The organism is Pedobacter sp. P26, from assembly GCF_050632135.1.
In the GTDB taxonomy this organism is placed as follows: domain Bacteria; phylum Bacteroidota; class Bacteroidia; order Sphingobacteriales; family Sphingobacteriaceae; genus Pedobacter.
In genome coordinates, this window is record NZ_CP192574.1 from 3289358 (window position 1) to 3311937 (window position 22580).

12 protein-coding genes are annotated in these 22580 nt (G+C 39.8%); 1 reads left to right on the plus strand and 11 read right to left on the minus strand.

Features of this window, described 5'->3' with window-relative positions; translation table 11 throughout:
* Nucleotides 1–31: 31 nt before the first annotated feature.
* The 4 genes from ACQ86H_RS15305 to ACQ86H_RS15320 all read right to left on the minus strand — a co-directional run bounded on the left by ACQ86H_RS15305 (nt 32) and on the right by ACQ86H_RS15320 (nt 5735).
* The gene (locus ACQ86H_RS15305) at nt 32–1867 is read right to left on the minus strand and encodes a RagB/SusD family nutrient uptake outer membrane protein (RefSeq protein ID WP_168202412.1); all 1836 of its coding nucleotides are present in this window, start codon (nt 1865–1867) and stop codon (nt 32–34) included.
* 26 nt (nt 1868–1893) lie between these two features.
* A complete protein-coding gene (locus tag ACQ86H_RS15310) occupies nt 1894–4992 on the minus strand; it encodes a SusC/RagA family TonB-linked outer membrane protein (RefSeq protein WP_431291630.1) in 3099 nt (1032 codons plus the stop codon).
* A 75-nt stretch (nt 4993–5067) separates the two neighbouring features.
* The gene (locus tag ACQ86H_RS15315) at nt 5068–5448 is read right to left on the minus strand and encodes a DUF3826 domain-containing protein (protein ID WP_431295410.1); all 381 of its coding nucleotides are present in this window, start codon (nt 5446–5448) and stop codon (nt 5068–5070) included.
* Between the two features lie 14 nt (nt 5449–5462).
* Entirely contained in the window at nt 5463–5735 is a 273-nt protein-coding gene (locus ACQ86H_RS15320; RefSeq protein WP_431291631.1) for a DUF3826 domain-containing protein, read from the minus strand.
* Between the two features lie 388 nt (nt 5736–6123).
* Here ACQ86H_RS15320 and ACQ86H_RS15325 point away from each other — a divergent pair, with 388 nt between their 5' ends.
* Nucleotides 6124–6993 carry an AraC family transcriptional regulator gene (locus tag ACQ86H_RS15325; RefSeq protein ID WP_025143623.1) on the plus strand — a complete coding sequence of 290 codons (870 nt, stop codon included), beginning with the start codon at nt 6124–6126 and terminating at the stop codon, nt 6991–6993.
* Between the two features lie 180 nt (nt 6994–7173).
* On the opposite strand, the gene ACQ86H_RS15330 is transcribed toward ACQ86H_RS15325, so the two are convergent.
* The 7 genes from ACQ86H_RS15330 to ACQ86H_RS15360 form a co-directional block, all read right to left on the minus strand.
* Nucleotides 7174–8106, minus strand: coding sequence for a dihydrodipicolinate synthase family protein (locus tag ACQ86H_RS15330; RefSeq protein WP_138820984.1), 933 nt, complete (start codon nt 8104–8106; stop codon nt 7174–7176).
* Nucleotides 8107–8164: 58 nt separating this feature from the next.
* Nucleotides 8165–9733 (minus strand): sodium:solute symporter, encoded by a 1569-nt coding sequence (locus tag ACQ86H_RS15335; protein WP_138820983.1) that lies wholly within the window; start codon nt 9731–9733, stop codon nt 8165–8167.
* A gap of 98 nt (nt 9734–9831) precedes the next feature.
* Nucleotides 9832–13287: a malectin domain-containing carbohydrate-binding protein gene (locus tag ACQ86H_RS15340; RefSeq protein ID WP_431291632.1), complete on the minus strand. Its 3456-nt coding sequence runs from the start codon at nt 13285–13287 to the stop codon at nt 9832–9834.
* A 290-nt stretch (nt 13288–13577) separates the two neighbouring features.
* Entirely contained in the window at nt 13578–16391 is a 2814-nt protein-coding gene (locus ACQ86H_RS15345; protein WP_431291633.1) for a glycosyl hydrolase family 95 catalytic domain-containing protein, read from the minus strand.
* Between the two features lies 1 nt (nt 16392).
* Nucleotides 16393–18030, minus strand: a complete 1638-nt coding sequence (locus ACQ86H_RS15350) for a glycoside hydrolase family 28 protein (RefSeq protein ID WP_431291634.1) — start codon at nt 18028–18030, stop codon at nt 16393–16395.
* A 204-nt stretch (nt 18031–18234) separates the two neighbouring features.
* Entirely contained in the window at nt 18235–19788 is a 1554-nt protein-coding gene (locus ACQ86H_RS15355; RefSeq protein ID WP_431291635.1) for an MGH1-like glycoside hydrolase domain-containing protein, read from the minus strand.
* Nucleotides 19788–22523 (minus strand): alpha-d-galacturonidase, encoded by a 2736-nt coding sequence (locus ACQ86H_RS15360; RefSeq protein WP_431291636.1) that lies wholly within the window; start codon nt 22521–22523, stop codon nt 19788–19790. The genes ACQ86H_RS15355 and ACQ86H_RS15360 overlap by 1 nt, the downstream gene beginning before the upstream one ends.
* Nucleotides 22524–22580 lie beyond the last annotated feature (57 nt).

Genomic DNA, 22580 nt, shown 5'->3' on the forward strand with positions numbered 1-22580 from the left:
TTTTAAATTTTATTTACTGATGAATATTGGTTTACAACGGATCGAATGTTCCACCGTCCCACCCTATGGTTTGATCTAACAATGGACTCGAATTCATAAATGTAGACGGCAGGGCGTAAAAATAATAGGTATCCAATATCCCAAAACCATTAGGCCCTTGATTTACGTTGGTTGCAGCAAAATATTTATCAAACGTAGCGCGGTCGTTTACATTAATGCTTTCCCTGAAACGGATACCATTGGTACCTACAGCTTCTAATTCGGTTTTCAATGCGGTTGTTTTCACTGTCCATTGAATAGTCTGCATCTGGCCGCTCAATAAATGGTAACGGCGGGTGCGTCTTAGATCGAATGAGCGTTTACCTTCGAAAGAAAACTCAACCATACGTTCGTTCATAATCAGGTCGCGCATCAGTTCTTTTGAAGTAGCCAGGTCTAAACCATAGTTTTTAGTTCCCGGTTGTATCCCTGCCCTGATCCTGATCTGTTTAATCAGGTCTTTCGCTTCTTGTAAATTGCCGATTTCGTTGGCACATTCGGCATAATTTATAATGACTTCGGCAAAACGGAGCTCTACCCAGTCTAAACCGTTTCCACCAAAATCGTTGGCATTAATTACTGAACCTTTAGCAAGATCAGGATCGCAAAATTTCTTTAAATAAAAACCCTGTGGTGATGCTTCGGTAATGCCACTATTGTAACACCATTGTTTACGGGTAGCCAGGCCGCTTAATTTCCACGGACTTCCGTTATAAGCAATGCTTGCATCTAAACGGGGATCGCGGTTTACCCAAAACACCACCGGATCATAAGTGAAAGAACTGGCCTGCCCTACCGGAACACCATCTTTCATGGTGTAGGCATTTACCAATTGTAAGGTTGGTGTAAAAGCAGATGCATTGCCACCTTCTTCTGTAGGTCTGCTTTTTTGTTCTACATTTTGTCCTCTTTTAGAAAGTTTGGCCGAATATGAACGAACGATGATGGCTTCAGGATTAGCCGTTCCTTCTTTAAGGAAAATGTCGGCATAATTTGGCATTAACGACGCCCCTGCAGCTTTACAGATATCGTAAGCTTCTTTATTGGCTTCGTAAGCTTTTTGCCACCTGCTTTGATCGAATGGGTGTGCGGGATTATTGGTTGGATTAAATTGCGGACTAGCCCAGTACAATAAAACTCTTGCTTTTAATGCAGCTGCCGCCTGACGGGTAAATTTTCCTCTTTCGGTAGCATCAACCCAGGTTACTCCATTTAACAGGTTCATGGCCGAATCGAGATCGCTTACAATGGCCTGGAAACATGCCGATGCTTTTGCACGCCCGGTGAGCGTTAAATTATCGGGATCCTGTGTTTCAAGCACCAGTGGTACTCCACCATAAAGCCTTACCAACTGGAAATAGGTAATGGCTCTTAGCGCGAAAAACTGTCCGCGCAACTTGTTTTTCGAAATTTGTGATAAGGTTCCTTTCGGGATTTCTTTTAAGGCAACATTGCAGCGGGCAATATCGAAATAACGGTTATCACCTTTATTGCCCTGGTATTTGGTGGCAATAAATTTTACGTCATTTGAGGTTAAAACCCCGTTTACCCCAATGGCCTTACGCATAATTGATTCTGAAGAAGAAAATTTATCTTCATCACTGGCATAAATCACATTATCGGCCGTTATTTCGTAAGGGAAATCGGGCATGGTTACATCGTAGGTATCATTTAAAAGAAACTGAATAGAACCTTCATTATCCCAAATCCGTGAATCCATTCCGTTTCTATCTTCGAGGTCGAAAAAATCCTTTTTGCAGGAAGTAGAGAATAAGATAAGCATCGCCATCATTCCGATCAGCAATGTGGTTTTATTTTTTAAAATCATTTTAGCTTGGTTAGAGTGATACAACATTACAGGCTTACATTTAATCCTACTGAGATGGTTCTGAGCGTAGGGTAATCATAAATGGTTGATGAATAAGGATCTTTGTAATCTAAAGGATTGATGATTGTCCACAGGTTATTGCCTGTTAATACAAATCGCGAATCGGCGATGCCTAATTTATTCATGAAATTTCTCGGCATTTTATAGGTCAGCGTCATGTTGTTTATCCTGATCATGGTGCCGCTTCTTGCCCAGAAGGTCGAATTCCAGCCAGCAGCAATAGAAGGATCATCAAAACGTGGAAACTCGGCATTGGTATTTTCTGGTGTCCAGTGATCTTTCCAATAAGCCGGAACATTTACAGTTGTGCTTGCCGGAGCTTTAGATTTGGTGTCAAAAAATGCTTTTCCGCCAAAACGGGTTACAAAATTCGTATTCAAACTAAAGGCTTTATAGGTAAGGCCAACGTTAAAACCAACTCCAAAGGAATTAAGGCTTTTGAACATTAGCGTCTGGTCTTTTTCAGTGATCTTTCCATCGCCGTTAACATCTTCATAGTATAGCCAGCCCACTTGCGGTACTGATCCGTTAATGGTATAGGTAGGATATTTATTCAATAAAGCATCTACATCGGCCTGTGTCCTTAACATTCCTTTCGAAATCAGCCCGTAGTTTGAGGTATTGTATACATTTGGATTGGTGCCAAACTGGTATTTAAGATCCGGGTAAGTGGTATCCCATAACTGGAACTGGTTATAAAACATCCTGTCGATTCGGCTATTGCCAAAACCGAACATCACATCGGTTGATATGCCAAAATCTTTACCCAGCTTGGTGCGGTAACCCAATGTAATTTCGTGACCCCAGGATGTTCTTTGCTGATAATTTACAATCGGTGCTTCGAACCCGGCATACATCGGGAAGTTTTCGTTATTGCCTTTATCAAACATATCATAAGAATACCGGTGATAAAACTCGTAGGTAATATTCAGTTTATTGTTAAATAAGGCTGCATCCAAACCTAAGTTCATGGTACGTGCTTTCTCCCAGGTAATATCAGGGTTAGGCAAAATTGATGGATTTAAACCACCATACATCGATTCGTTATAAGAATAACCATTCGGATCTACCTTATAGCGCGATTGCCATAATCGGGCATCCACACGGCTTTCGCCAACCATACCATAATTGGCACGGACCTTTAAATTGCTTACAAATTTTACGTTTTCTTTAAAGAAATTTTCCTGACTAATTACCCAGCCCAGGCCTAAACTTGGAAATAAACCCCAGCGGTTACCCGGAGCGAAATTTGAAGAGGCATCCCATCTTCCAATCGCTTCTAATAGGTATTTCTTGTCAAAATCGTAACTGAAACGGGTAATGAACGAACGTTGTACGGCTTCACCAAAGGTGTTTTCCTGCATGGTGAAGGTAGATTGATCAAAACCCCAGTATTGGTTCACATTTGGCAATACCTGGTTTCTCCAGTATACAGAAAGCGATTCGCTGTTATTTTCTGACTGATCGAAAGCAGCTAAAGCGGTGATGGAGTGTTTACCGATCTGACGGTTGTAGCTTAATGATCCAATAGCCTGATAGCTCGAGGCCATATCGTTACCTTTTAATAATATGGTATTAGCCAAACCAACAGCGGTAATGGCTGTAGTAGGCTCGTTGGTGTACAACAATCCGTTCTGACCGGTCATTTTGAAATTATAAACGGTATATGGCGGAATATACTGGCCACCACTCCCGCTCCTGTTGTTTTTACCAAAACGTACACTTGCCGTTAAACCTTTAATAAAAGAAGGGCTATAGTTTAATGATGCGTTGATGTTTAAACCCTGCGATTTACTGTAAATGTTATTGCCAGAATTGATAACCGCTAAAGGATTGGTGTTTCCGTTGTAGTTTACGGGTTTGCCATCAATCTGTATAGGTACCCACATTGGGGTGGTAATCAACTGTTGGAAAAAGGCCTGATCATTCTCCCCGCCATTTTTATAGGTATCGCTGTTTTTCTTGTTAAAATCAGTATTTAAGGTTACATCGGCAGTTAAACCCGGAAAAATCTTGGCATTCATACCTGAACGGAAAGCGTATTTATTATAAGTAATACCTCCGTAGTTACCGGTTTCATTGTAGTAATTACCGCCTGCAAAAAAGGTAATGGCATCCGAACCACCAGAAATATTAATGTTGTGCCTGTTGGTTGAAGCTACTTTCCAAAGCTCATCGAACCAGCTCTTATTGGGATTGTTTTTTAAAATTTCCAGATCAGCGTCTGAAAACAAGGATGAAGTTGGGGCGTTTTTAATTTTGTTGGCATCATTCAGTAAAGTAGCATGATCATAAGCACTGAGCATTTTCACATCACTGGTATTATCCTGATAACCCACATAACCGGTATAGCTAATTTTAGGTTTCCCTGCTTTTCCCCTTTTGGTGGTAACTAAAACAACCCCTTTTGCACCAGATGCACCATAAATGGCTGCCGAAGCATCTTTCAAAAATGAAATATCTTCTACCATAGAGATATCGATATTGTCGAATTCATCGCGGGTTACGGTAATTCCATCGATAACATAAAGCGGTTCGGAAGTAACGCCATAGAGTTTTGATTGATCGGAAGCAGTTGAATTACGGATGTTTAAGGTGATAGAAGAACCTGGTTTACCTGAAACGGTATTTACACCAACACCTTGTATTTTATTCCGTAAGGCTGCTGCAATGTTTGGTACAGGTAAATCCTGTATTTCTTCAGCTTTAATATTGGCCACTGAACCCAAAATTTCGGAACGCTTTTTAGATCCATAACCAATTACCACTACTGCGTCATTATCTAAATTCTGACTGTCTTCAGCCAGGCTGATTTCCAAAGTTGATTTACCAGCAAGCGTAACCACCTGGCGGGCATAACCCACATAAGAAAATACGAGAACATCGGTGGTAGGATCGGCAACCAAGGCAAATTCTCCTTTATCATTGGTACTTACATTGTTGGTTTTTCCACGGATACCAACGCTCACTCCGGGTATGGGTTGCCCGTCTTTTTTATCCACCACCTTGCCTTTTATCTGTTTTTGTTGAGCAAAAACGCTTGTAAAAGCACAAAGCAGTAGCATTAAAACCCATGGGGTTTTTCGTAAAGTTTTAAAGATCATAATAGTTTATTTGGTTAGTTTGGTTTTTTTCTGATTTTAATTGGCTTCAGCCCTGGCCTTTCGCCTTTTCTCCCATTCTATGCCTTCCTTTTTAAGGTCGTAGCCTGCTGCTGATAAGTAATTATTAATGCGGCCTTTGTATTTACCGAACCAGGCATGTTTTTTATCAGATGATTCTGCATCCATGGCATGCTCCCGCGCTTCGGTTAACCAGATTAGGATCTGTTTTTTCTGATCTTCGGTCAGCGTTAAAATTTCTTCCTGATAAGCTTTGTAAGTGATGGGCAATACATTATAAGTCATGCCGTTTTTAACCAGCTCTACCTGCTCATTAGTTAGTTGTGCAGAAAGTTTACTGATGTATTTTTTGTGGAGTTTGTTTAAAGCTGTTTCTACAATGCGGCCATCTTTGGCCAGTGCCGAATCGCGTTCTACCTTACTATCTTTGTTTTTTCTTTAATTTCTTTAACCCTGGCATCACGCGCCGCGTAAATATCATTCAGATTGCTGTACTGATCGCGCACAATAACCGTTACTTTTTCTGTTTTACTGGCATCGGTAAGGCCTAAATTGGTCACAATTTTAGCAGCACGATCGGTAATCATTTTGGTATAGGTTTCTTTATCAGCAGCGGCATTAGTTTGTGCAAAAATGGCTGTCATGCCGGAGAACGTTAACATAAAGGCCAAAAGGGATAATTTCATGTATTTGATATTTTAAATTGAATATATTTTTAATGGAATTTGAGCTTTTTTGAAGCATTAAAATTTAAACGGGATCCATCCACCACCAACAGTTTTGATGAAGAGGATGTTTAAATACCCAGCCTAAATTAGTGGAATTTTTGGTGATTTTCCCTTGTCTCATAATTTATTAATAAACAAAAAATTTATAGGAAAATAATTTGTTTGTTTGTAATTTGGTTAAGCCTATTGGTCTTTATACAAAACTCAACATAGAAAAACACAATTTTCTAATGGTTTTTAGCCAATTAATATAGGATATTATCATTTAACTGTTTAACTTTAGACCTGCTGCACAAATTTAGTTGAGTTAATTGTTGCGGTGCTAACCAAATATTTTAACCCTGAGATGAAACCCCATTTTCATAAAGTTCCCATTACTTTACAAAGTTCTTTTAGTATCCGTCACGACATTAAACCCGATTTTGGAAACATCTGGCATTACCATCCCGAACTCGAACTTCATTATGTAATTAAAGGTGAAGGTGTCCGTTTTATTGGCGACAATATCAGCAATTTTGTACCAGATGAAATGGTGCTTTTAGGCGAAAACCTGCCCCACACCTGGCGTTGTAAAGATGAGTACTTCCAGAATAATCCCGACCTCACAACGGAAGCCATGGTGATCCATTTCTTGCCCGATTGTTTGGGCAAATATATGCTCACTTTGCCAGAGGCTTACCTGATCCCCAAATTGTTCGAAAAAGCTAAAAGTGGCATGGTAATTAAAGGCAAGGCCAAAGATAAACTGGTTGATTTAATGCGGGCTGCTGTTGATGCTACGAATTTAGACCGCATTATTATTTTACTTTCGATCTTAAAAACGCTGGCAGAAACGGATGAGTATTCGACCATTGTAACCAGCAAAAATACTTTTTATCAATCGAACGAATCGGAAACTTTACGCATCAATAAAATCTGTAATTATACCCTCAGCAATTATAAAAAGGATATTACTTTAGAGGAAGTGGCATCGTTGAGTAATTTAAGTGTGACTTCTTTCTGCCGTTATTTTAAATTAATGACGAAAAAGACTTTCTATGATTTTCTGATCGAGATCAGGGTGAGCCATGCCTGCCGTTTCCTGATTGAAAATAAGTTACCTACCGAAATGATCTGTTTCGATTGTGGTTTCAATAATGTATCTAATTTTTACCGGCACTTTAAAAAAGTAACAGGAATGACGCCTTTGGACTATAAAAGAAAGTATTTGAATTAAATTTCTTTCGCGATCGTCATGCTGAATTTATTTCAGCATCTTACCTACAAAATAGATTTTGAAACAAATTCACGATGACGAATGAGCATGAATTTCATCGTCATCTCGACTGTAGCGCAGCGAAATGGAGAGATCTATTTAAAAGATTTCTCCACTTAGGTCGAAATGACGACTGTACCACTATATAAAAACCTTAATATTCAGGTTATTACGCAATGAAGTATAATCATCAAACAAGGTTTCCATTCCTTTCTCTTCGCTTGTGGTAAATGCCCCCACATTTCTTCGTGTAAAAGTAGAAATGTTTAAACCCCGTTTTCGCAGAAAATATTTAGATACTACCGGATAAACATGATGCATCACCTCCATATTATCGATCAAAAACTGTTGCACGGCCTGTACCTCATCATTAAGCGATTCATCATTATAATGATCACATAACCAAACAATTAACTCCGGAAAATAATTGCCCTGAATGCAGGATAACCCTGAAGCACCTGCTTTTAGCGAATCAACGGCATGAACCATGTAGGCATCGTACAAACCAAAAGCATAACCCTCGGTTAGTTTAAGTTTTTCTTTTATCTGAGTAAGATCCAGGCTGGTATCTTTATGGTAAATTACCCTTCCTGTAGCAACAAAATCGGCCAGTTGCTGTGGCTTTAATACTCTTTTGTAGGGTACAGGGCATTCGTAAAAACCCATTGGGATTTCATCCGTTTGATGCAGCAGATCGAACACACGGTCGTTAAATATTTCATCACTTTCCCCCTCATTAGCCAATAAACTGGTAATGGCAATTACAGCTTCTACACCTGCATCACTTACCTCCTTTATAAAATCGGCTTGTTTGGCAATTTCACCACCAAAGGTTCCGGTGGCGACAACAGGTACAGCACCATTTGCCGCTTTGATGACATGTTTTATAGCCTGGATTCTTTCTTTATCACTTAATTCGAACATTTCGCTTGACAGGCAATTGGCAAACAAACCTGAAGCTCCTGCCTGTAAATAAATCTCCGTAAGTTGTGTTAAAGCAGGATAATCGATGTTCCCATTGCTCAAAAATGGCGTGAGCATAACCGGGATGAACCCTTTTTGTGAGTTTTCCATTGTAGTTTGATATGGTAAATGTGCTATGTTTTTTGTACCAGAAAAGATCTGAATGAGCTTAATGGACTGTTTTTGTCTTTTTGTTTTTAATTTTTGTCAGGAAAAGTCCTGTTAAAAAAATGGTTAAAGTACCGATTACGATAATCATGTTTTTATGTAAAGGATTTCTAAAAACTTCATATTCTGGAGGAAGAAGTGAAGAAAATGTCATCCATATAATTACAGCAATACCGATAATGGTTGCCGTGATGGCTTCATGGTTTTTGCTTTGCTTGCTGATGATGCCTAATAAAAACAATCCCAGCATTCCAGCCGCAAAAATACCTGATAACTCCCACCAAACATCCAAAATGCTTTTTACACCGATCATGGCAATCCCGGCAATCATACCCAATAATCCAAATCCTACGGTAGCCAAATGTAACAGCGATAAATTTTGTTTTTCGGTGATGCCGGGTTTGAAATATCTTTTGTAAATATCTACCGAAAACACGGTAGCTGAAGCGTTCATACCAGAACTGATGGTACTCATGGCTGCAGATAAAATGGCCGAAACAATTAGTCCAACCAAACCTACCGGGATCCTGGTGACCATAAAATGAGGCATTATTTTATCGCCATAATCTGATGGGACCAAAGCATTCTGCACTTTCAACACCTCTGCTGCTGAAGCATGTAAAGGTAAGCGCTCAATAGCTACCTGATGTTTGATCGACTGCACCAATTCCGGATTAACCTCATAGTAAGCGTACAAGCAAGATCCTATAATGAAAAATAACAATGAGGCTGGGATGTATAACCAAACACATAGCCATATTGATTTCGAAGCAGCTTTACTTGATGATGCCGTATGGTAACGCTGAATATAATTCTGGTCCATTCCAAAATTGTTCAGGTTGATAAAAAAACCATAAAGCAAAACCACCCAAAACGACGATCCGACAAAATCGAATTTAAAACTGCCGAGGCTAAATTTATCGGCAGATTTTCCAATCTCTACAATCTTTGATACACCTCCCGGCATGTTCGTAACAATCAGGTACAAAATGAGCAATGCGCCCAGGGTTTTCACAATGGCCTGTACCACCTCTGTCCATATTACCGCTTCAATTCCTCCTAAAACGGTGTAGAAAATGATACATATACCCATTACGATCATAATCATCTGCATGGAATAACCTGTAAGTGCCTGCAGGCTTAGTGCGATCCCGAAAAATATAGATCCCATTCTGGCCAATTGTGTCAATAAAAAACATACTACTGCATATACCCTTGCCCATGCCCCAAAACGTTTTTCTAAATGGGTATAAGCTGATATTTCTCCGGTATTGCGGTAGAATGGCACAAAATATTTAGAAGCCACCCATGCCGCCAAAGGCATCGAAATACTGAATACAAATGCATTCCAGTTGCCGCCAAAAGATTTACCGGGCACGCCCAAAAAAGTATTGCTGCTTAAAAATGTTGCATAAATAGATAAACCTATCGCCCATCCGGGAATCAGGCCCGAAGCTTTTGTAAATTGCTCGGAGTTTTTATTTTTTCGCGAAAAATAAACCCCAACTAATATCATCCCAACAAGATAAATGAAGATGATCGCAAGATCGAATACAGGAAGACCTTTCATTACTTGTTGGCTCGTTTATTAATTTGGTTAAAACAAATATGCATCGCTAAATATCATCATTAATATAAGATTTTGGCCACATATTATACCATCTTATCTTATTGAACATCTAAAGCATCAACTGCCAGTCCTTTAGTTTCTGTTGCGGTTAGGCGTACTTTGTAACTTCCGGCATTAATCATGCTTCCGGTATTGGTGCTCAGGTAATTCCATTTCCCCTCTTTTGTAGGGGCAAATTCAGCCATTTCAGTTTTCATTAAGGTTCCGTCTGCCGATAAAAACTCCAGTTTGGCTTTCAAGGGCTGAGCAGACGGGTTGTGGTATTTAATGGTTAGGGAATAGGTATCGGCAACGCCAACTGAAATATTCCAGGTTAAATTACCCTGATCGGCAACATTAAAAATTACACGCTGTTTATCCATCAATATGGCTTTGGCAATGTCTTTCCCAGCTAAAATGCCATCAGTCGCTTTGTAGCTTGTGGTCGTTTTTAAATCATAAGCGGGTTGTAAATGAGTAATGGGCAACACAAAAACGCTGGCCATCCTACCATCAAAAATGATTCTTTCGTTCGGGATCAGTCTTTTGCGATAAAGATCAAACGTTTCATTATTGCTGTTGCTCAAAGTGCTTTTGGTATTTTCAAATCCCTGCGGAACGCTGCTGGTTTTATTGAGTGCAACAAAGACATCAACACTATCAGTAGCGGTAAATTCGATACTTTCTTGTTCGCGTGAGGCTTTTAGCCATTCTGCGCCATATAAATTTGAAGGCAAATCGGTAAATGCTGATTTTTCTCCTTTAAATTGCTCATCTCCGATATCCAGCCAGCTGTTTAATTGGGCATTTTTGATCTTGGTTAAAAGCGAATTACTTGCTGGTGCAGGTTTAATATTTTGGTTTAAACTGGCTATGGCAATACCCGAGATCACCGCCTGGCCAGCTTTCACCTCAGGGAAATTAATATCCAAAAAGCCACCTTTGATTGAAGTTTTGATTGTTTTCTTCAATAATGTATTGCTGCCGGTTTCTTTCCAGATATCTAAATCTTTAAGAACCGTCTTTCCATTAAAGGCCACATCAAATAAACGCATGGCTTTGGCATCAAAACCACCACCAATTCCCAGCCAGGGCTCAATGAAATAAAGTTCAACCAGATATTCTCCATCAGGTAATGGGAAGTGGTATTTTAACTGATCCCTACCGTATCTGAAGGTTTGAAAAAGCTTCCAGTCTTTAGTGCCATTAATAGGTTGAAAAGTACGGCGTTGACTGGCGAAAAAATCGGGCACACCCGGAAAATTAGCTGACCATGAGGTAGATCCAAAATGATCAGCCGAAGTTAAATTCCGGTCGGCCGACCATTGGTTGCCGTTCACATCCTTATAATCGCCTCCTCCACAGTTGATGCGGTACACATAATGATAACCCTTCATAGGAACAGTAAGTTTTCTCTCTGAAATTAATGTGTTAAAATTTGGACTTTGAGGTAAATTCTGCAAAACTACTTGATCTTTTGCAACCGCTTTTCCATTTACATAACCTACCGCATAAAGTACATTGTATTTAATTTCAGGCTTGTTCCATTGGAAATGCGTACCGATTGCCCCACGTTTTTTCTTACCTAAAGATTGTCCGTTTACATCATTAAAAAGTTCTACTTCATCACAGTTAGAATACACCACAACACTATCTTTTATGCCGGGTTTTGTCCAGCGGTTTGGCCAGGTATGCGAAACGATATATACCATAGCTCCCGTTTGTTTTGGTGCATAATTGGCCCTGAACATGTAAAAAACATCTGTTGGTTCTTCCCAAGGGGTAAACATGCCTTTGTAATTTACAGGACCAATCCGATCCAGATCTCTTAAACCCTCGCCACCCTGTACCCTTCCCGGATTATCATGTGAGCTATAAAGCCAGAAAAAATGACCAGCAGTTTTATCTTTTACCGATTCGGCCAGGCGCACTTTTGTTTCCATCAGGTCGGTCATTTTGTTTTCCGTGTACCCTTTTCCATTGGCATCAGTATCGTGAAGATCTATTGTTCTCCAGGCGCCATATTCGCCTACCAAAACCTGTCTTTTCAAATCTTCGCCATAGGTTAAAGGATTGCCGCCATAAGTACCCGTCCAGTTTTGTGGCACATCCCAATCGGTTCCTTTGCCGCCATTACAAGTGGTTACTTTTCTTTGTGAAGAAGCTGTTGGATCCAGTTTACGGATGAGTTCGGTACATTCTTTTGCGAAATCTTCGGGCAGGGTACTTTCGTTTTCCAATCCCCATAACACTACCGCAGGACTATTCCTTCTTTCCTTTACCCAGTCCGTTAAAAGCGTTTTAAAATTCTTCCTGAATTCGGGCGTATCGTACCAGATGTGAGCGGCCATTTGTGTCCAGCATAAAATTCCTTCCTTGTCCCAATAATCAGAATACAATAAATTGTGTGGCTGATGTGCATCGCGGAAGGCATTAAAACCTGCTGCTTTAATCTGCATCACTCTCGACCTGATCTGTTCATTGCTAAAAGCATGACTCTGCCCGATTAAATGCTCATATTCTGCTATTCCGTTAATAAAAACCGGCTTTCCATTTAGCAGAAACTGTTTTTGGTTTGCCTGTTCGCCAATCCAATCGTTATCCGATGGCCAGCTGATCCAGCGGATGCCATAAGGTGTTTTCAATTCATCAACAATTTTTCCATTCTCGATGATGGTAGTTTGTAAAGTATAGAGATATGGATTTTCCAAAGACCAAAGTTTTGGATGAACGATTTTGCCGGTTTGCTGATCAATCTGGATTTCTTTACCTGCGGGGACAATCAGCACTTTTTTAATTTCCATAACCCGCTTTCCGCTCGAATCAAGCAATCGGTTAATTATAGATACGTTTTTAGGTTTTAAACTATAGTTTTTAATGCTTGTACTCAGGTTTAATACTGCGGCTTTTTCTGAAATTTTATTGTCGTTCCAGATGTGAATGCCAAATGGTTCAACACGGATATCATTGGTCACCATTAAATGCACCGGACGGAAAATCCCCATGGGCTGCGAACCTTCTGAAAAACCGCGTTCGGTAGAGCAACCGCCATCAACCCAGGGTAAATCCTGGATATTTGCGGGATGATCAGCCCGAACAGCTAAAATATTGTCGTGGTTATTCAATTTTATGGCAACAGTAACATCCAAAGTAAAAGTTGTTCGCCCGCCTGCATGGTAGCCAACCTTTTTACCGTTTAACCAGATCGTGGCATAAGAACCAACGCCCTCAAAGTATAAAAAGAACCTTTTGCCGGATTTAATTTCATTGGTTTTGAATGTTTTTCGATACCAGGCATAACCATGTTTATTGCCATGAAGTTTGCGTTGGTAGCCTTCGTATTGGTCCCAGTTATGTGGAACATTAACATTTTTCCAGTTTAAGGTGTGGTAGCCGGCCGACTGAAAACCATCAAAAGCATTTTTGTTTTTATCATCGGCAATGGTGAGCCAATTGGCGTTTAAGGCGATATCTTTTCTGGTTGAACTTTGTGCATGAACGAAATTGATTCCCATTAAGAAAATAGCGCAAAAAGATAGTAAAAGTGTCCACGCAAAATTTGACTCGGTTATTGGTTCGTGGAGACACGAACCATGGCGCGTGAAATGTTTCAATTTTCGTCTGTGGAAACAAAGACTAAGGCGTTTGGAATTCTTGAAGGCCATATTCTTTCTAGCCGAGGTACGTGCACCCACAGACCTCATCACGTTCAAAACACTTTTTAAAAGGGCTATAGCCGAGGTGCGTGTACTCACGGACATCATTACGTTCAAAATACTTTTTAAAATGCCTTTAAACTCTCTTGTCATTTCAAATCTCCATTCAATTTATAAGTTTCACCAATTTTAGTTTCAAAACTTATATTGTTGTTTTTATAACGGACTTTACAATTTCCTCCTGTTTTAGATTTTATAGTAATTGAGGTCAGTAAGCCATTTTTCCAGGTTAAATCCAGTTCAAATCCACCACGTGCCTTTAAACCTTTAATCTCACCATTTGGAATAGCTGCTGGCAAAGCAGGTAAAATATCCAGATAACCCTGATGGCTTTGCACAATCATTTCGGCAATTCCGGCTGCACCGCCAAAGTTTCCATCAATCTGGAAAGGTGGATGCGCATCAAAAAGATTAACGTAAGACCCTGCCCCATTATTAGCCGGTTTCATTAACATTTTTACCAGTTTCATGGCATGATCACCATCTTTAAACCTGGCCCAGAAATTAATCTTCCAGGCTAAACTCCAGCCAGTAGCGTCATCACCGCGGTACAATAAAGACTGTTTTGCGGCCTGCATCATTTTTTCATTGTTAGCACAGGTAATGTCATTTCCGGGATAAACACCCCATAAATGAGAAACATGACGGTGTTTATTGGTCGTATCGTCCTTATCTTCCAGCCATTCCTGCAGTTGGCCGTATTTCCCAATTTGATTTGGAGCAATTTGTTTAACTTTCTCTGTCAGGGATTTTCTAAAATCTTCATCTATATTCAATACCCCGGCAGCAGCGATACAATTTCTGAATAGCGATCTGATAATCTGGTGATCCATTGTTGGCCCAGCTACTAAACCGCCGTTTTCCGGAGAATTGGATGGACTACTGATCAACCAGCCTGTTTTTGGGTCTTTCACTAAAAAATCTTCATAGAACAAAGCAGCTTGTTTCATCAAAGGATAAGCCTCGGTTTCGAGGAATTTACGGTCTTTACTAAATTGGTAATGTTCCCACAAATGCTGACTTAGCCACCCTCCACCACTTACCCAGATACCATGATTAGAGGCATTAATTGGGGCTGTACCATTCCACAAATCAGTATTGTGGTGTAAAACCCAGCCACGCGCATTATAATATGCTTTTGCCGTTTCGGCACCAGTTTTGGATAATCCTTTAATTTTACTAAAAAGTGGTTCGTTTAAGGCTGATAAATTAAGGATTTCAGTCGACCAGTAATTCATTTCAAGGTTAATATTGGTGGTGTACTTGCTTCCCCAGGGTGGTGTGAGCAGGTCGTTCCAAATGCCTTGAAGATTAGCAGGCTGTGTTCCTGGCCTTGAACTCGAAATCAATAAATACCGTCCATATTGCATGTATAAAGCTGCAAATGCAGGGTCATTAGCGCTTGCGAATTTTTCCAGCCTTTCATCTGTCGGTAGTTTTTCATTCTCCGATGTGCCAAAATCAACGCTAAAGTTGTTATAATAAGTTTGGTATTCCTTAATGTGGTTCTGCTTAATTTCGGTGTACGCTTTACCTTTTAAATTATGGAGTGTTTTAATATTGGCCGTTGCAGGGTTCCCTGAAACATCCTGTGCATTGATAAAATTGGTTCCGCCAGTTAAATAAAGTGTTACTTCATCGGCCTGATTGATACTGATTTTGCCATTAATCACCTTCACCGATCCATTTTTAATTAAAGCTGTTAACCGGCTTTCTCCCTTAATCGCACCATCTTTTACCTGAATAGATAAGGCAATTACATTATTTCCTAAAGCTTTTACCGATGATTTTCGGTGAGCGCTGGAAAGTTCTGCATCGAAACTAATGGATGCCTTTTTATCGGCCGTTAAATGGATTATAATGGCCTGGTTTGGCTGACTCGCAAAATACTCACGCTGATAATTTACGCCATTTAAAGTATAGGTGGTTTTTGCAATGGCGGTACTGATATCCAAAGATCTTTTGTAATTGGTAACAATAGATTTGGTCTGTTTGAAATACAGGTTCAGATCTCCAAAAGGCTGATAACTACCCTGATATTGAGGAACGGCAGGTGGATCTTCATCCTGAATTTTATACTTCCATTCTTTAACCAGGGAAATGCCTTGCTCTACGCTGCTTCCAACAGGATAAATGCCGATTTTTTTGGAAGTATCCTTATAACCTGCCAATCCGCCTTTATCAAAATAGTTGAGTACCTGTATAGCGATCACATTTCTGCCTTTTTTAATCAACTTTGCAGGTATTGTATATTTTCTAGGTTCCGTATTATCGGTATTGCCAACTAGCTGGCCATTGATATAAGTAAAATCCTGGTCGCGGATGCGGTTAAGATCTAAGATCAGATCTTTTCCAAGCCAATTTTCTGGCACGTCAAAAGTTGTCCTGAACCAAACTGCACCATCTAAATTTGCCAAACCAACGGCTTCCCACCCCTCATAAGAAGGTACTTTTATCGTTTTCCAAAGTTTATCATCAAAATTAGCCATTGTGGGGTTTCCCTGAATACCTTTTCCGGCTTTCATTTCATTTACCCAAACTTTTAGGTCGCCTGAAGTACTTTGAAGCCCCATAAATTGCTCCTGTGCCAACGCTTCAGCTTCTTTTTGTTTGCCCTCGAAAAGCAATTTTCTAATTTCAGGAAGATATTGATACGCACCTTTTCGGTTATAATCTCTTGGTTGGCCTGTCCAAATGGTTTCTTCGTTAAACTGGATATGATCTACAGCTGTTCCGGCGAAAATCATTGCACCCAATCTGCCGTTTCCGATGGGTAAAGCATCCGTCCATTTTTCGGCAGCTTTGGTGTACCATAAAGTATGGTTGTTTTGTTGTGCAAAACTGCTACCGCTATGCGCAGTTAATATCAAAAACAAAATGCCTGATAAAAGTTTAAACTTCATGTTACTGTCCTTTATCGCCCGAAATAATTTCGACCGTTGCTGTTACTTCTTTTTCCTTTTTAACGGCCTCCTTAACCCTTCTGAAATTATTATTTCCAAGGTATATGTTTTTAGTTTCCGCACCACTTAATTTCAAATAGGTAGCCGTTTCTTTTACAGGGAAAGCATTGTACAAAAACAGATCAGATACATTTTTAAGATCGATTACTGCTGAATTTGCTTGCGGTTTGTTGCTTTTCAAGCCATCTATAATCAAGTTATTCACCTTAGCTGCCTTTAAAGATGATTCCAATTCTGTATTTACGGTTACATGATGAAACTCAATATGACTGGAATTTTGAATAGAAAAACCGGTTTTAGCTTCCATATTGATGTCGTTGAAAGTAATATTATCGATAGGCATCTCTTCCAAACCATTTAAATAACCTGCCTGGTTAACCTGACCGGTAATATTGCTGAAATGGATATTTCTAAAGACCGGCGTCCGCTCTGAAACAGGTTCTATATTTGTTTTAGCATACTGCATATCCAATACAATGGCCTGATCTTTAATGTTTTTCATGATGATGTTGCTCACCCTGATCTCTTCAACCACTCCGCCCCTGCCACGGGCAGTTTTAATGCGGATTCCCCTATCTGTTCCGTCGAAGACGCAGTTCGAGATGGCTATTTTACGTACATCGCCCGACATTTCGCTGCCAATAACCACTCCTCCATGACCTGATAACATCGTACAATTTGTAATGACATAGTTTTCTGCCGGAATGGCCATTTTTCTTCCGGGTGCATCTTTGCCTGATTTAATGGTGATGCAATCGTCACCCACACTGATGTGGCAATCAGAAATGTGCACATTTTTACAAGATTCAGGATTGATACCGTCTGTATTGGGTGAATGAGGATTGTTAATGGTAACCGCATGAACTTTAACATTTTCGCAAAACTCAGGATTGATTGTCCAAAAAGGCGAATTGCGGATGGTTATTCCATCAATCAATACATTTTTGCAGAACATCGGTTGTATAAACGGCGGACGGAGAAAACCTCTTTTCATCTGTTTTGGATCGTCAGGTAAAACGATATCCTTATTTAAACCATCAAAAGTGGTCTGCCACTTCGATCGCGGTTGACCTTCTTTATAACCTTCTACAAAATCCCACCACTTTTTACCATGTCCATCGATAATTCCACGACCAATAATCGAAATATTTTCTACCTTATAGGCATAAAATAACGGTGAAAAACTGGTTACGTCTACACCCTCATAGCGGCTTTTCACCATAGGCAGATAATCATCAAAATTATCGCTAAAGTGCAATTCGGCACCGGCATCAATCAAAATGGTAATGTTGCTTTTTAAGTGAATTGCCCCGGTTAAATATTTTCCAGCCGGAAAATAAACGGTACCTCCGCCTGCTTTTGATGCGGCTTCTATCGCATTTTTGATGGCAGGTGTGGCCAGTTTACTGCTGTCGTTTTTTGCGCCATATTTGATTACGTTATAGTAAGATTGGGCGTTGGCGGTTAAGCACGTAATTAACGCAATTATAAAAAGTAAGGTTTTGAAAATGTATTTTACTCGTTTCATTATTCCTTTGATTTCTTTAGTAGTCACGTCATGCTGAACTTGTTTCAGCATCCTTTTTGCTGTTTAGACCCTGAAATAAATTCAGGGTGACGACCGTGTATATTTATGCCCATTTTCCTACATCCACATCGTCCTCGTTTGTAACGAGGATGAATGAATCAGTGATTTTATCGCTTTTCTATAAGCCCTGGTTTGTGTCTCCACGGACCAATAAAAAATTTTGGCCTGTGCAGACACAGACCGGGGACAATTGATTTAATCCATCTTAACCTTTAAAGGCTTCAAATCTTTGCCATTATAAATTTCTTTGCCATCAACAAATACCAATAATCCTTTGCCCCTGTTATATTTTGTACCGGTTTTGTCCCATAAAATCGTCACTATTTTACCATGGTAGGAAACATTATCCAGCATAAACCAGTCCCATTGATTTTTAGGAATTAAGGGGAAGATCTCCAAAACATTATCCTGACGCGGTTTTAAGCCTATTAAATCATTGATAATTAAATCGTTAAAGGTAGAGTGATTGTAAAAAATACTTCGTGGATTGTCACCTTTTAACCATTCTCCGGTTTTTTCATCCTGATACTCCCCAATGTATGGTTTTCCATTTTTGACATGAGATGCCGCATACTGATGCAGTTCCTGATAAAAGATATTTGCATTCATTTTACCATGTTTTTTATAATTCGTTAACAGATTTGCCAATCCTTTTAACGTTTGTGAGCTGGCAAAAGGCCAAAGTGCTCCATCCCATTCGCAGCTGTGCCCTGTTCCTCTTGTTCTGAAGGTTGGATTTCTCCTTTCGGCTGTGGTTAAGCCCCATGGCGCTTTAAATCCGGCCGTATCCAATAACTGGTCCCATGCTTTTGCATAATTGGCATTATCATCGGGTAAATTGAAATCCCAGGGTGTAAAACCGATGGCTTCCCGTACCTCAGCTGAGCCGCCTTTGGCTTTTCTCGTTTCAAAAAACGACGCAGAAGTATTCCATAAACTATCCTGGACCAGTTTTTTTATTGCAGTTGCTTTGTTTTTATACTTATCTGCAAGTAATTTATCGCCTAAAAGTTCCGCAATTTTATCTAAAGCCATGGCGTTGCCATACATGTAACTGTTTATGGTTGGTCTCTGGTTCTGGTCTTTGCGTGATCCACTGATTGATTCTTCCATGCCATCCTTCACATCATGCTGCCAGAACAATCCGTTTTTAAGCTGCCTTTCCGATTCCCATTTTCCGTAATCTTTATCCAGTGCCGGCAAAATTTCTTTCAGGAATCCCTGATCTGGTTTCACCAGATAGTTTTGATACGCCGCATCATCCACCCAGCTGCTAAATTGATGGAAACGCTGTTTAGTTTGGCCCACATCGGCATGGTAAAGCCAGAATTTAATGTAGTCTTTCAGGTAACTGTTGTCTTTCAGCCATCTGCCTTCGTAAATGTGGTGACCCAATGCACAACTTATTGAGTTATATTTGCCTGCGTGTTTAATCGGTTCGATAAACTCAGTAAATATGAAACCTTCAGGCGTTTTAACTAAATGTTTGCGGTAAGTCCACCAGCGGTAGTAATAATTTTGTTCCAATACCGAATCCGGGCATTCGAATAAAGGAGCCTGATCGGCAAGCCATTTAAAAGCCTCGCTATTAGGAATATAATTCTTTACCGCTTCCGTATCTGTTGAATTAAAATAATCCACATATTTCTTCAGTTTTTCTGTTCCCAGTGTAGGTTTTTGTTGCGCAAAGCCAGTAAATGTCAATATCGACAGTGCTGCCGTGACTATAAAATTTCTTGTATTTCCCATTATTCGAATAACCAATCTATGTCTTTTCCCCTGCCATCTAAACCCGCGTTAAAAATGCGCAGTTCCTGTTTATCATCAATAAAACCTAAAACCAAACAGGCTCCTTTTCCTAAATTTAAAGTATGTGTTCCTGCCGGGAAAGCATACGCGTGTACATTTACCGGTGGAAAACCATAAGGCACTAAAGCGTTTGATATTTTAATTTCGGATTGACCATAATTATTGGCACTTGCATCGGTTTCCAATTGTGGCGGAGCCAGGTATTGCGGATCTTTCTGGTTAAAAAAGCCAACCAACAGCTTTACAGGAGAATTGGTGCTAAACTTAATTTCTGTCCCATTTTTAATTTGTTGTGCTTTGCTCAGTTTAATGCCTTTTAAGTCAGTTAACTGTCCTGCAACTTCTTTGATTTTAATAATTGTGTCCCTAAAAAGCTGTACATCTTTAGCAATGGTGTACGTTTCAGTTGTATTGAGCAACTTTACATCAGCTGCTTTATACGGCTCGACAGCAGCAATCGATCCCTGTTTAATTGATTTTAATGAATCGATACTTCTTTTAAAATGATTCAATTCTTTGGTAAATACGGGCAACATTTCTCTCCAATGGATAAAAGTTTTGTCTACACCACGCATCGGTATTTTACGTTGTTTTGTTTGCATGCTATTGGCATATAGATAATTATGATCGGTTAGCTTAACCAGTTCTGTATAATGATCTACACTTTTCTGAAGGAAAGGCAAGGCCTGTTCTAAATCGCTTACCTGGTTAGAATATTTATACCGCAATATCCAAAGTGCTGCTTTAACTTTGTCTGCATAAAAATTAGCCATGGCATCGTAACAATAAATATCGTTTTTAAGCCTTCTAAATTCTGCTGTATCCTTTTTTACATTTGGTGCAGCCTCATTAATGGATTGGATGGCTTTTTTACCGTGTTCTACCACTTCTTTTGCTACCAGTGCGGGTGTTTCGCCAACATGTCCCTGCTTCTTCCATTCCTTTTCTGCATAATCGATAATCATTTCACCTTCAGGGGCTTCCGATTCGTATAGTAAAGTAAAGAGTCCGTATCGGTAAGGATTGATGAGCTGTGTCGTCAACATGCCCAAAGTCAGCGTTTGCCGGTTACCATCGGTAATGCCGTATCTGCGCAAAAGTTTTGGCGATATCTCTCCCGATTCTTCATAAGCATTCAAAATGGCTTTGCCACCCATTAAGTTGGTACCATATTTATCAGCCAACTCTTTGCCCCAATAATCGATTTCCTGTTTGCGATCGCGCTGCGAATTCCACGAATACCTCGCCCACTCTTTATACCAGATCCAGTCGCGATCTACCTCTAATAACCTGCCTTTTACTTCATCAGCAGCATAAGGCCAGTCCCAATAACTTGCCTGTGGGTATAAATGCAATCCTTTTGCGCCATAAATTTTATTCATTGCCTGCACTGATTTTTGGATAAAATCAGCCGCACCATATCTAAATGGCTCTAAATTAGCTAAAATGTGCACGTTAGAAATGTTAACTGTTCCAATGGCTGCTAATTTCCGGTTTAAGTCGGCCCATGCCCCACGTGGTGTATAAGTAGTTAAGGCCTCTCCGTTAAACTTATTTTCAGTATATAAATTATGATAAAGTGGCAAGGCCGCTTTCATTACACTCGGCGCATCGGTATCGTGTGCCCGCAGTACAATTGGAGGTTCTTCCTTAATCCCAGCCGCTTTTAATCCGTCTTTTACCCCTGGGATAATAGTTTTGGTAAACCAGTCTATATCATCCTGACCAACGCCTTCCATTGCCTCTCCCAGAGCCACCATTAAACCCACATTTGGATATTTCTCTACAAAGGAAGCAATTGATTTTCGGGTATAATCAGCTATTAAAGGAATAATCGGTCGGTTCCGATCTTGAGTTTTTAATCCGTGTTTATCCGCAAAAGGTTTTGGGATAATAATATTGTAAAACATCTGGATGACCCAGATTCCCCTTTTATCAGCCTCTGTGGTTAAAAACTGAAAAATTTCCTCATTCTTTTTTAACGTAGCTTCATCTACCTCCACTGCGTACGGATAATCTTTTAACCTCAATAAAGAAGAAAAGGGATGGCCATTCCATAAATAAAGCGAGTTATAACGGTTCTCGACCATCATATCGAGATATTTGATCCATAAAGCTTTGTCGTATAACCAGGGAAAAGTTTCCGGGGTGTAAGGATATTCATAAACATCATGACCTGGCAAATAATCAGGTTTCTGCAAGCCGATACAAGTGCCACGTAATACCATTTCTGGCTGGTCGGACATTGTTAGCTGCAATGGTAATTTACCCTTACTTTTAATCTGATCTGCTAGTTCAATACAGCCATACAAAGCACCCGATGCATCGTTACCGATTATATAAATTATACCGTTTTTTGATGTATAAATATGGAAACCCTCTTTTTTTGTGATGGAGATCTTATTTTTAATTTCCGCAGGAAGATGATTAACGAAAAGTTTATCCGAAAATACACCAATAGCAATCAAATTAACTATGCTACCAATTTTGTCTTTCTGTTCGATTTTGATCGAATAATTTAATGTAGTTAAGGCTTTTGAAATTCTTTCTGCACCAAAACGTACCCGAACATGGTTCTCTGTAGAAATGACAATTGTTTTTTGTGCACGGTAATTTGCATGAGATAATGGGATCGATAGAAAATAACAGGAAATAAAAATCAGAAAATTTCTCATTCAATTTGGGGCTTACAACTCTCCTTTTACAGAAAGATGAAATGTGATATTTGGTTA

Coding starts and splice junctions, on each gene's coding strand:
- ACQ86H_RS15320 (WP_431291631.1), bottom strand. CDS start 5,735: ATGAAATTATCCCTTTTGGCCTTTATGTTAACGTTCTCCGGCATGACA.
- ACQ86H_RS15330 (WP_138820984.1), bottom strand. CDS start 8,106: ATGGAAAACTCACAAAAAGGGTTCATCCCGGTTATGCTCACGCCATTT.
- ACQ86H_RS15340 (WP_431291632.1), bottom strand. CDS start 13,287: ATGGGAATCAATTTCGTTCATGCACAAAGTTCAACCAGAAAAGATATC.
- ACQ86H_RS15310 (WP_431291630.1), bottom strand. CDS start 4,992: ATGCTACTGCTTTGTGCTTTTACAAGCGTTTTTGCTCAACAAAAACAG.
- ACQ86H_RS15350 (WP_431291634.1), bottom strand. CDS start 18,030: ATGCTGAAACAAGTTCAGCATGACGTGACTACTAAAGAAATCAAAGGA.
- ACQ86H_RS15325 (WP_025143623.1), top strand. CDS start 6,124: ATGAAACCCCATTTTCATAAAGTTCCCATTACTTTACAAAGTTCTTTT.
- ACQ86H_RS15355 (WP_431291635.1), bottom strand. CDS start 19,788: ATGGGAAATACAAGAAATTTTATAGTCACGGCAGCACTGTCGATATTG.
- ACQ86H_RS15335 (WP_138820983.1), bottom strand. CDS start 9,733: ATGAAAGGTCTTCCTGTATTCGATCTTGCGATCATCTTCATTTATCTT.
- ACQ86H_RS15360 (WP_431291636.1), bottom strand. CDS start 22,523: ATGAGAAATTTTCTGATTTTTATTTCCTGTTATTTTCTATCGATCCCA.
- ACQ86H_RS15345 (WP_431291633.1), bottom strand. CDS start 16,391: ATGAAGTTTAAACTTTTATCAGGCATTTTGTTTTTGATATTAACTGCG.
- ACQ86H_RS15305 (WP_168202412.1), bottom strand. CDS start 1,867: ATGATTTTAAAAAATAAAACCACATTGCTGATCGGAATGATGGCGATG.